General features: G+C 60.6%; 8 protein-coding genes. All 8 read left to right on the top strand.

Annotated elements, in window-relative coordinates; all coding sequences use genetic code 11:
* The first annotated feature begins 161 nt into the window (after nucleotides 1–161).
* Nucleotides 162–389, top strand: coding sequence for a hypothetical protein (locus ASC86_RS16135; RefSeq protein WP_056323291.1), 228 nt, complete (start codon nucleotides 162–164; stop codon nucleotides 387–389).
* Nucleotides 390–581: 192 nt separating this feature from the next.
* Nucleotides 582–1,028, top strand: coding sequence for a helix-turn-helix transcriptional regulator (locus ASC86_RS16130; RefSeq protein WP_056323288.1), 447 nt, complete (start codon nucleotides 582–584; stop codon nucleotides 1,026–1,028).
* A gap of 581 nt (nucleotides 1,029–1,609) precedes the next feature.
* Complete coding sequence (locus ASC86_RS16125) at nucleotides 1,610–2,506, top strand: ROK family protein (RefSeq protein WP_056323285.1); 897 nt, start codon at nucleotides 1,610–1,612, stop codon at nucleotides 2,504–2,506.
* Between the two features lie 31 nt (nucleotides 2,507–2,537).
* Nucleotides 2,538–3,029 carry a heme-degrading domain-containing protein gene (locus ASC86_RS16120; RefSeq protein ID WP_056323282.1) on the top strand — a complete coding sequence of 164 codons (492 nt, stop codon included), beginning with the start codon at nucleotides 2,538–2,540 and terminating at the stop codon, nucleotides 3,027–3,029.
* Between the two features lie 70 nt (nucleotides 3,030–3,099).
* On the top strand, nucleotides 3,100–4,269 hold the full coding sequence (locus tag ASC86_RS16115; RefSeq protein WP_056323279.1) for an AGE family epimerase/isomerase: 1,170 nt from the start codon (nucleotides 3,100–3,102) through the stop codon (nucleotides 4,267–4,269).
* 169 nt (nucleotides 4,270–4,438) lie between these two features.
* On the top strand, nucleotides 4,439–8,212 hold the full coding sequence (gene metH, locus ASC86_RS16110) for a methionine synthase (protein WP_056323277.1): 3,774 nt from the start codon (nucleotides 4,439–4,441) through the stop codon (nucleotides 8,210–8,212).
* 103 nt (nucleotides 8,213–8,315) lie between these two features.
* Nucleotides 8,316–9,152, top strand: coding sequence for a hypothetical protein (locus ASC86_RS16105; protein ID WP_244477630.1), 837 nt, complete (start codon nucleotides 8,316–8,318; stop codon nucleotides 9,150–9,152).
* Nucleotides 9,153–9,181: 29 nt separating this feature from the next.
* Entirely contained in the window at nucleotides 9,182–10,249 is a 1,068-nt protein-coding gene (locus tag ASC86_RS16100; protein WP_056323272.1) for a linear amide C-N hydrolase, read from the top strand.
* The last annotated feature ends 332 nt before the right edge of the window (nucleotides 10,250–10,581 follow it).

Here is a 10,581-nt window from a genome sequence, read left to right as displayed (position 1 = left end):
GTAGGAACTTGACCACCACGACCCACACGAACGATACCTAAAAGCGGGTCAATTCTCGGTGGAAACGCCGGGTCAGCTCTCAGTGGAAATCAACACTCCAGGTCATTGGCAACACCATCAAGCGCTAGATTGAAAGACAGCGTGGTTACGCTGCGACAACGTTGTTCGTGATCAAAGGCGAACTGCTGCAGGTGAAACAGTTTGGGGCCGTTTGCGATCCGGGGACGGTAGATGATCGTGCACCCGTCAACATGGCCACCCGTGAGTTTGTGAGCATTCCTGGCTCAACGGCGCGTCTCGATTATGAAGAGCTGAAAATCGACCACAGATGGTCGAAGGTGAATTATCGGCTTTTGACAGCGGACATCCGAGCCAAGTTTCTTCCATAAATTTTTGCCCCATGTGATTCGGTGAGAAATCCTTAGAGCTGAATTTTGATTCGCGCAACAAATCTATGATAAACGCTACAAAATTCTGTAAAACGCGACAAAATCAGAAATGTTGACATTTTTTTCTATCCGTCATTTTTCCGTTTTATGGCGGGATATCCAACACATGGGCAGTTGCGGACGGCGCGGTCGATGCTTGGGAAAACCCAGGCGTGGCTGGCAAACGAGGCCCGGATCACGCCAGCTGTCCTGCAAGGCCTTGAATCTTCCAACAGAAAACTTCCAGACAATCTCGCTTTGTCGCAGGTCTATGCTGTTCTGAAAGCGCAGGGTCTCGAATTGATCGATGCAACTGAGGAGCAAGGTGAAGGCGTACTCTGGCGGGAGCCGACTGGTCGCACCTGGATTGAAGGGCTTCGGCATGCGCGAGCAATGTTGGGCCTCTCCCTCGACGAAATGGCCGAATTGTCAGCCGTTGGCCGTGACGCGATAGCTCGCATTGAACGAGGCGGTCTCAAACGGACACCGGAGCAGTCGGCGCTAAAGCTGCGCGATGCTTTGCGAATGAAAGGCGTAATTATAATCCCGGAAGATCGAGATCATGGTCTGGGGATTCGCTCGCTCATTATGAGCAAGTAAGACGATGTCTTTATCTCGGACCGCTTTGACCAAGCGCTCTCAGGGTTCGGTCACGCGGTTACGCAAACAACCAGAGTGTTTGTGCTGCTGCTGCAGAATCTTAAAACCGGCAAAAATCCGTCAGCTGTCGGACTGCAAAGCCCGGCTCCTATTTCGGATTTGTCGCAAATTTTGGGCGCTGGGCCATTCGGTTGCTCCCCCGATTGCACTAGTACGAAGGCGCGGCCCATTCTGTCGAAACAGTGTGTTGGCGTAGATTATGATCGGTACGAGTACCTATATCTAATTTATTATTTTTCTTAGAGAATCGCCGAGCGGTACGACCGGTACGCCAATAAAAGCGCTCTATCCGACTGAGCTATGGGACCAGCCGGAGAAACCCTTACAAAAGCTCTCGCGGGAAGCCAAGCTTTTTTGTCGGCGCGAAAGACGCGCCCGCGGCTTCTCCTGCTTCGAAAGAATGGCTGGGGCGGGGGCTGGCATTCTACCGATTTCCGATGCTAATCAATGGACCGCACGCCACCGGCAAGGCAGTGCGCCGCGGCTTCGGGCCAGGGGGGGACGCTGCAGGAATGGGTGACATGTTTATCGGCATAGACTGGGGCGGCACGAAGATGGAGGTCATCGCGCTCGATCGCGATGGCGAGACACGCGCCCGCCACCGAATCGCCACGCCCACCAGCGGTTACGAGGACTGCATCGATGCAGTGCTGGAGCTGGTTTCGACGGCCGAGACGATGGCCGGTGCGAAGGGCTCGGTCGGCATCGGCATTCCCGGCAGCCCAAATCCGCGCACGGGGATCGTGCGCAATTCCAATGCGGTGCTGTTGAACGGACGCCCGCTGGGGCGCGATCTGGAGGTGGCGCTCGGCCGGCCGGTGCGGCTCGCCAATGATGCCAATTGTCTGGCCGTTTCCGAGGCGGTCGACGGCGCGGGCAAGGATGAGAATATCGTTTTCGGCGTGATCGTCGGCACGGGACATGGCGGCGGGCTTGCGATCGGCAAGCATGTGCATGCCGGTTTCCAGGGCGTGGCCGCTGAAATCGGCCATTATCCGCTGCCCTGGATGACCAAGGACGAGTATCCCGGCCATAAATGCTGGTGCGGCAAGCATGGCTGCCTCGACATGTATGCCTGCGGCACGGGGCTGGAGCTTGATTATCGCCTGACCACCGGCACGGACCGGCGCGGGCGCGATATCATCGCCGACAAGCGGGCGGGCGATCCGGCGGCGGTCGCGGTCTATAGCCGGTTTGTCGACCGACTGGCACGCAGCCTTGCTCTGCTGACGAATGTCGTCGATCCCGATGTCTTCGTGCTCGGCGGCGGCATGTCGAATGTCGATGAGATCTATGACGAGCTGCCGCCTTTGATCGTCAACTATATCTTCGGCGACAGTTTCGAGACGCCGATCCGCAAGGCGGTGCATGGCGACAGTTCGGGCGTGCGTGGTGCCGCCTGGCTTTGGAAGGAATAAGCGGGCGAACGCCCGGCGGTGGGAGAGATCAATGGCGATTGATGACGATCTGGCGCGGATCGCGCTTCAGGAAAAAGAGCTGCAGTTCGACCGGTTCGAACCGGAGACGGCCTGGCAGCTGGGGTCTCTGCTGCGGAAGACGGCGCAGGAGCGCAAGCTGGGGGTAGTCATCGATATCACTCTGTTTTCGATGCCGCTCTTTTATGCGGCCCTCGACGGGGCGACGCCGGACAATCCGAATTGGGTGCGCCGCAAGCGCGCCTGCGTCTTCCGCTTTTTCAAGAGCAGCTATGCCGTCGGGCTTTCGCTCGCCAAGCAAGAGACGACGCTGCAGGCGAAATTCGGTCTGGCCGACACCGATTATGCCGCCCATGGCGGCAGTTTTCCGATCAGCGTCAAGGGCACAGGCTGCATCGGCGCCGTGACGGTTTCGGGCTTGCCGCAGCGGGAGGACCATATCATGGTCGTCGAGGCGCTGGCGACATTGCTCGGCAAGGATGTCGCAAGCCTGCAGCTTGCCTGAGGCGGGCTTTTTTCCGGCATGCCGGGTCTCGGCATGCCTTTTCATTTCTTCGAGTGCCAAGGCTGAACCGATGGATATCTTAGCCCTTTCGACGGAACTCAAGGACTGGCTGGAAAACAAGGCCCTGCCGCTTTGGCGCGAGCGCGGTTTCGATGCGGCGGGCGGCGGCTTTGTCGAGACCATCGACATGGCCGGGCAGGCGACGCGGGCCAATCGCCGCTCCCGCGTCCAGCCGCGGCAGGTTTATTGTTTTGCCGAGGCGGGGCGGCGCGGATGGGGCGGCGACTGGAAGACGGTGGCTGAGGCAGGGCTTGCCTATTTCGACCGGGTCTATCTTCAGCCGGACGGTTTTTACGGCGCGCTTGCCGATGCCGACGGCACGCTCATCGACGGGAGCTTCGATCTCTACAATCAGGCTTTCGCGCTTCTGTCCTTCGCCTATATGGCGCAAGTGTTTCCCGAGCGCCGCGACGAGATGATCACACGCAGCAACGGGCTGCGGCAAAGGCTGGAGGCAAGCTACAAGCATCCGGTCGCCGGTTTCGAGGAGGATCATCCGCCGCGGCTGCCGCTCGGTTCCAATCCGCACATGCATCTGTTCGAGGCCTGCCTTGCGAGCGAGGTGGCCGAAGGGTTCGACCAAGTCGCCTGGACCAATCTGGCCGACGAAATCGCCGTACTGGCGATGGATAGCTTCATCGACCGGGAAACCGGCGCGCTGCGCGAATTCTTCGATCATGACTGGCAGCCTTTCACCGGGGAAAAGGGCCGCATCGTCGAGCCCGGCCATCAGTTCGAATGGGCGTGGCTGCTTCTGCGCTGGAGCGAGCGGCGCGGCGATGCCGAGGCGATCGTCAAGGCGCGGCGTCTGTTCAATGTCGGCGAGCAATACGGCATTTCCGAAGCCCGCGATGTCGCGGTCATGACGCTGCTCGACGATTTTTCCGTCGTCGATCCGGTGGCGCGGCTGTGGCCGCAGACGGAATGGCTGAAGGCGGCGATCCGCTTCGCCACGCTGACGGAGGGCGAAGAGCAGGCGCGCTATCTGCGCTCGGCCGCTCGTGCCGCCCATGCGCTGAAGCGCTTTCTCGATGTGCCCGTGGCGGGGCTGTGGCGGGACAAACAGAGGGAGGATGGCACCTTCGTCGATGAGCCGGCGCCGGCGAGCAGTTTTTATCACATCCTCTGCGCTATTTATGAGTTGGAGGATTGTCTGGAGGCAATCGGCAGCAGGCAGTAGGAAAGATTGGCGCGTTCCTATTGCCCACTGCCTCCATTTCTCGTTTTTCCCGACGGCCCGCTAGAAGCGGGCCGTTTGCGTTTGTATCGGCAGACGAAATGGCATATATTGACATAAACATATCTTTATGTGATCTGGATCGCGTCGCATTCAGAACGGAAGGTTTCCCATGTCCGCCATCAACGCTCTCTTCGGCGATATCTCGCCGAAATCGGATGGGTCCGAAGTCCTCGAAGCGCTGAAGACAGCGGCTCGCGAGCGCATCCTGATCATGGATGGAGCGATGGGTACGGAAATCCAGAAGCTCGGGCTGGGTGAAGACCATTTCCGCGGCGAGCGGTTTCAGGCTTGCGAATGCCATCTACAGGGCAACAACGATCTGCTGACGCTGACCCAGCCGGGGGCGATCGAGGAAATCCATTACCAATATGCCATCGCCGGCGCCGATATCCTGGAAACCAATACCTTCTCCTCGACCTCGATCGCCCAGGCCGACTACGGCATGGAGGCGATGGTCTATGACCTGAACCGCGACGGTGCGCGGCTGGCGCGGCGGGCGGCGCTCAGGGCGGAAAAGACCGATGGCCGGCGGCGTTTCGTGGCCGGTGCGCTCGGGCCGACCAACCGCACGGCGTCGATTTCACCTGACGTCAACAATCCCGGTTATCGCGCTGTCAGCTTCGACGATCTGAGGATCGCTTATGCCGAGCAGTTGCGCGGGCTGATCGACGGCGGCGCCGATATCATCCTGATCGAGACCATTTTCGACACCCTGAATGCCAAGGCCGCCGTCTTCGCGACGGAGGAGGTTTTTGTTGAGAAGGGCGTTCGCCTGCCGGTGATGATCTCCGGCACGATCACCGATCTTTCCGGCCGCACGCTCTCCGGCCAGACGCCGACCGCCTTCTGGTATTCGCTGCGGCATGCGGCGCCTTTCTCGATCGGCCTCAACTGCGCGCTTGGGGCCAATGCGATGCGCGCCCATCTCGACGAGCTTTCCGGCGTGGCCGACACCTTCGTCTGCGCCTATCCGAATGCCGGCCTGCCGAACGAATTCGGCCAGTATGACGAGACGCCGGAGGAAATGGCGGCGCAGATCGAGGGTTTTGCCCGCGATGGGCTCGTCAATATCGTCGGTGGCTGCTGCGGCTCGACGCCGGCGCATATCCGCGCCATCGCGGCGGCGGTTTCGCAGTATGCGCCGCGGGAAATCCCCGAGAGCGTGCCGTTGATGCGGCTTTCGGGGCTTGAGCCGTTTACGCTCACCAAGGACATTCCCTTCGTCAATGTCGGCGAGCGCACCAATGTCACGGGGTCGGCCAAGTTCAGGAAGCTGATTACGGCCGGGGATTATGCCGCGGCGCTGGATGTCGCGCGCGATCAGGTGGCGAACGGCGCCCAGATCATCGATATCAACATGGATGAGGGCCTGATCGATTCCAAGCAGGCGATGATCGAGTTCCTGAACCTCATCGCTGCCGAGCCGGATATCGCCCGCGTTCCCGTGATGATCGACTCGTCAAAATGGGAGGTGATCGAGGCCGGGCTGAAATGCGTGCAGGGCAAGCCGCTGGTCAACTCGATCTCGATGAAGGAGGGCGAAGAGGCCTTTCTGCATCATGCAAAACTCTGCCGGGCCTATGGTGCGGCCGTGGTCGTCATGGCCTTCGACGAGATGGGACAGGCGGATACGGCGGCGCGCAAGATCGAGATTTGTACGCGCGCTTACAAGCTGCTCACGGAGAAGGCCGGTTTTTCGCCGGAAGATATCGTCTTCGATCCGAATATCTTTGCCGTCGCCACCGGTATCGAGGAACACGACAATTACGGCGTCGATTTCATCGAGGCGACGCGCACGATCATCGAAACATTGCCGCATGTGCATATTTCCGGGGGCGTTTCGAACCTTTCCTTTTCCTTCCGGGGCAACGAACCGGTGCGCGAGGCGATGCACGCGGTGTTTCTCTATCACGCCATTCAGGCGGGCATGGACATGGGCATCGTCAATGCCGGTCAGCTTGCCGTTTATGACACGATCGAGCCGGAGCTGCGCGAGGCCTGCGAGGATGTCGTCCTGAACCGCCGGCCGGATTCGACCGAGCGCCTGCTGACGCTGGCCGAGCGCTTCAAGGGCGCGGCCGGCAAGGAGGCCAAGGAGCGCGATCTCGCCTGGCGCGAATGGCCGGTGGAAAAGCGGCTGGAGCATGCTCTCGTCAACGGCATCACCGAGTTCATCGAACTCGACACCGAAGAAGCGCGGGAAAAGGCCGAGCGGCCGCTGCATGTCATCGAAGGGCCGCTGATGGCCGGCATGAACGTCGTCGGCGATCTCTTCGGCGCGGGCAGGATGTTCCTGCCGCAGGTGGTGAAATCGGCCCGCGTGATGAAACAGGCGGTGGCCGTGCTGCTCCCCTATATGGAAGAGGAAAAGCGCGCCAATGGCGGCGGCGAGGAGCGCCAGAGTGCCGGCAAGATCCTGATGGCGACCGTCAAGGGCGATGTCCATGATATCGGCAAGAACATCGTCGGCGTCGTGCTGGCCTGTAATAACTACGAGATCATCGATCTCGGCGTCATGGTGCCGGCCACGAAGATTCTCGAGACGGCGCGGGCGCAGAAGGTCGACATCATCGGGCTTTCCGGGCTCATCACCCCGTCGCTTGACGAGATGGTGCACGTTGCCACCGAGATGGAGCGCGGCGGCTTCGACATTCCGCTTTTGATAGGCGGCGCCACCACCAGCCGGGTGCATACCGCCGTCAAGATCGATCCGCGCTACGACCGGGGCCAAACGGTCTATGTGACCGATGCCAGCCGCGCCGTCGGGGTCGTCGCGAGCCTGCTGTCGCCGGAGATGAAGGACGGCTATGTCGATACGATCCGTGCCGAATACCGCAAGGTCGCCGATGCCCATGCCCGCAACGAACTGGAAAAGCAGCGCCTGCCATTGGAAAAGGCCCGCGCCAATGCCCAAGCGATCGACTGGCAGGCCTATAGGCCGAAGACGCCGTCTTTCCTCGGCACGAGGGTCTTCGAAACCTGGGATCTGGCCGACCTCGCCCGTTACATCGACTGGACGCCGTTTTTCCAGACCTGGGAGCTGAAGGGCGTCTATCCGAAAATCCTCGACGACGAGCGGCAGGGCGAGGCGGCCCGCCAGCTGTTTGCCGATGCGCAGGCGATGCTGGAAAAGATCATCGCGGAAAAATGGTTCGCGCCGAAGGCCGTGGTCGGCTTCTGGCCGGCGGGCACGGTCGGCGACGACATCCGGCTTTTCACCGATGAGGGTCGGGGCGGCGAACTCGCCACCTTCTACACGCTGCGCCAGCAACTAACGAAGCGCGACGGCCGGCCGAATGTCGCCCTGTCGGATTTCGTCGCGCCGGCTTCGAGCGGGATCGGTGATTATGTCGGCGGCTTCGTCGTGACGGCGGGCATCGAGGAAGTAGCGATTGCCGAACGTTTCGAGCGTGCCAACGACGATTTCTCCTCCATCCTTGTCAAGGCGCTGGCCGACCGCTTCGCCGAAGCCTTTGCCGAGCGCATGCACGAGCATGTGCGCAAGGAGCTGTGGGGCTATGCGCCGGAAGAGGCGTTTACGCCGCAGGAGCTGATCGGCGAGCCCTATGCCGGCATTCGTCCGGCGCCGGGCTATCCCGCCCAGCCGGACCACACGGAAAAGACGACGCTGTTCCGTCTTCTGGATGCGGAACAGGCTGTCGGCGTCCAGCTTACCGAAAGCTTTGCGATGTGGCCGGGGTCCTCCGTCTCAGGGCTTTATATCGGCCATCCCGATGCCTACTATTTCGGCGTCGCCAAGGTGGAGCGCGACCAGGTGGTGGACTATGCCGCTCGCAAGGGCATGGATGTGGAGGCCGTGGAACGGTGGCTGGGACCGGTGCTGAACTATGTTCCCGCACCTGTTGCGGTGGCGGCGGAGTAGTTCTTGTTTGCGGTTGCGGCGGTGCAGGCCACCTTTGTAATTTGGGGTTGAAACCGGATTTGCAGAGGGTAATGTGGGGCCGAACGCGGATGGGGTACCTGGAATGGCTGCGAGAATCCGTCTGATGCAACAGGGGCTCGGGCTCCTCGCCCTGATGCTTGCGATGCAATCTGTTGCGGCTCTGGCCGCCGATTTCGACCCGCAGCGCATGACGCCCGAAACCACGGAAAACGACCGGGATTGGGCCGTCATCGTCAGCCCCTATGCCTGGGGAGCCTCGCTCAAGGGCAACGCGGCGCTTGCCGGCCTGACCACCGATGTCGACGTGCCGTTCTCCGATACCCTCCAACATCTCGATTTCGTCCTGATGGGCAATATCGAAATCACCAACGGTCTTTGGGGCGTCTATTTCGATGCCCAGCACGTGCGCACCTCCCAGGACGAGGAGGTCCGATCGCACGAGATCGAGCTTGGAATCACCACGACGACGCTGGCGGCCGGCGCCTTCTACCGTGTTTACGAACAGGAACTGGGCGGCGAAACGGTTTTTGGCGCACCGCGCCGGTTCTCGCTCGAGCCGACAGCCGGTGTGCGATGGACCCGCCTGAAGGCCGAGCCCAGTGTCGCCGGCCTGAGCACGGAAAAGTCGGCGGACTGGACCGATCCCTTCGTCGGCCTTCGTCTCAACGCCGACCTCACCGAGCGCTGGAACCTGTTTGCCGAGGCCGACGTCGGCGGCTTCGACGTCGGCTCGAAGATCAGCGTCAACGCCCAGGCCTATTTCGGCTATCGTACCGAAATGTTCGGAAAGCCGACGATCCTCCGGGCCGGCTACCGCATGCTCTATCAGGACTACGAGGGAGACGATTTCACCGGCAACCGTTTCCGCTGGGATGTGAACCAGCATGGTCCGGTCATCGGCTTCTCGATGCGTTTCTGACCCTCATCCATCCATGGAGGACGAACGACATGACTGGAAAATCCACCCGCCTGGTCTCGATCGGGCTTCTTTCGGCTCTTCTCGCACTCTCGCAGACGACGGCGCAAGCCTGCACACGGGCGGTCTATCTCGGGCCGAACGGCAACGTCATCACCGCGCGCTCGATGGACTGGAAGGTGGATGTCGCCACCAATCTCTGGATTTTGCCGCGCGGCATCGAGCGGGATGGCAAGGCCGGCCCGAACTCGTTCCGGTGGACGGCCAAATACGGCAGCGTCGTTGCCACCGGCTATGACGTCTCGACCACGGATGGCGTGAACGAGGCAGGGCTGAACGCCAACCTGCTCTGGCTCGTCGAATCGAAATATCCGGCCTTCGACGGCAAAAAGCCGGGCCTGACGGTCGCTGCGTGGGCGCAATATGTGCTCGATAGTTTCGCAACCGTGGAGGAAGCGGTTGCCGGGTTGCAGGAGGAGCCCTTCACCATCGTCACCGACAACGTGCCGGGGGAGGAGCGTCTGACGACGGTGCATCTGTCGCTCTCCGATCGGACCGGTGACAGCGCCATTGTCGAATATATCGATGGCAAGCAGGTTATTCACCATGGCCGCCAGTACCAGGTGATGACCAATTCGCCGACCTATGACGAGCAATTGGCGTTGAACGCCTACTGGAAGCAGATCGGCGGCACGACCATGCTGCCGGGCACCAACCGGGCGGCCGATCGCTTCGCCCGTGCATCCTTTTACATCAACGCGATCCCGAAGGACGAGGACCCGAACCGCGCTCTGGCAAGCGTATTCAGCGTCATCAGGAACACCTCGGTTCCCTACGGTATCAACACGCCTGAAGAACCGAATATCTCGTCCACCCGCTGGCGCACCGTAGTCGACCACAAGCGCAAGCTCTATTTCTTCGAATCTGCCCTGACGCCGAATACGTTCTGGGTCGATCTGAAGAAGGTCGATTTCTCCGGCGGCGTGGGCGGGGTGAAGAAGCTCGATCTGGGGCCGGAACAGACTCATACCTATTCGGGCGACGCGACCGGCGATTTCAAGCCGTCGAAGCCGTTCGAGTTCCTCGGCCTGCAGCTCTGATCGGGGCATGCCTCGGACAGCCGCTTCAGGATACCGGGAGAGGGCCGTGTGGAGCCTTGCCCGTCGCAATATGGATGCAGCGCGTTTTTGACCATCTGGACAAGATTTTTGCCCGTCGGTTTCTACTAAAACGGTTGTTTTTATCGCCGACTGTCCGTCGAGTGCAAAATTATTCTTTATTTTCAGTAACTTGTATAATTTTTGTATTTTTGTGAATTTGGTGTGTTGACTATTTCGTTGGTGGGGGACTATAACCCGCTCACCAACGAGGGCGGCGGCGCTGCTGGCGACCGACGAACTCGCTCTGAAGTTTCTTAGGAAATGCGGGGATG

The organism is Rhizobium sp. Root1212 (genome assembly GCF_001424985.1).
Lineage (GTDB): Bacteria > Pseudomonadota > Alphaproteobacteria > Rhizobiales > Rhizobiaceae > Pararhizobium.
Note: the sequence above shows the minus strand (reverse complement) of the source record. Positions and strands in the feature narration are given on the sequence as shown.

Excerpts from the sequence above, each read along its gene's own strand:
- ASC86_RS16125 (WP_056323285.1), top strand. The coding sequence starts at position 1,610 with ATGTTTATCGGCATAGACTGGGGCGGCACGAAGATGGAGGTCATCGCG.
- ASC86_RS16100 (WP_056323272.1), top strand. The coding sequence starts at position 9,182 with ATGACTGGAAAATCCACCCGCCTGGTCTCGATCGGGCTTCTTTCGGCT.
- ASC86_RS16120 (WP_056323282.1), top strand. The coding sequence starts at position 2,538 with ATGGCGATTGATGACGATCTGGCGCGGATCGCGCTTCAGGAAAAAGAG.
- metH (WP_056323277.1), top strand. The coding sequence starts at position 4,439 with ATGTCCGCCATCAACGCTCTCTTCGGCGATATCTCGCCGAAATCGGAT.
- ASC86_RS16105 (WP_244477630.1), top strand. The coding sequence starts at position 8,316 with ATGGCTGCGAGAATCCGTCTGATGCAACAGGGGCTCGGGCTCCTCGCC.
- ASC86_RS16115 (WP_056323279.1), top strand. The coding sequence starts at position 3,100 with ATGGATATCTTAGCCCTTTCGACGGAACTCAAGGACTGGCTGGAAAAC.
- ASC86_RS16130 (WP_056323288.1), top strand. The coding sequence starts at position 582 with ATGCTTGGGAAAACCCAGGCGTGGCTGGCAAACGAGGCCCGGATCACG.